The sequence below is a fragment of the Clostridium aciditolerans genome (assembly GCF_016316925.1).
GTDB classification, from domain to species: Bacteria; Bacillota; Clostridia; order Clostridiales; family Clostridiaceae; genus Clostridium_AM; species Clostridium_AM aciditolerans.
The window spans coordinates 1-272 of the sequence record NZ_JAEEGB010000065.1 but is presented as its reverse complement, the minus strand read 5'-3'; the positions used below and the strand labels follow the sequence as shown (position 1 = coordinate 272).

Genomic DNA, 272 nt, shown 5'->3' with positions numbered 1-272 from the left:
TTTGGTCAAGGACAGCTTGATAGATCACCATGTGGAACAGGAACAAGCGCTAAAATGGCAACATTATATGCAAAAGGCCAATTAAAAATGAAGGAAGACTTCATATATGAAAGTATAATTCAAACTAAGTTCAAAGGAAGAGTATTAGAAGAAACTAAGGTTGGAGATTATGATGCGATAATCCCAGAAATAACTGGAGCAGCGTATATAACAGGACACAACCAATTCTTTATAGACCCTGAAGATCCTGTTAAACATGGATTTATATTAAA

The 272-nt window shown here is 34.6% G+C and carries 1 protein-coding gene; it reads left to right on the top strand.

From position 1 onward, the window contains the following. The coding region (locus I6U51_RS24945) for a proline racemase family protein (protein WP_246517684.1) at window positions 1-272 on the top strand (272 nt) is incomplete at both ends.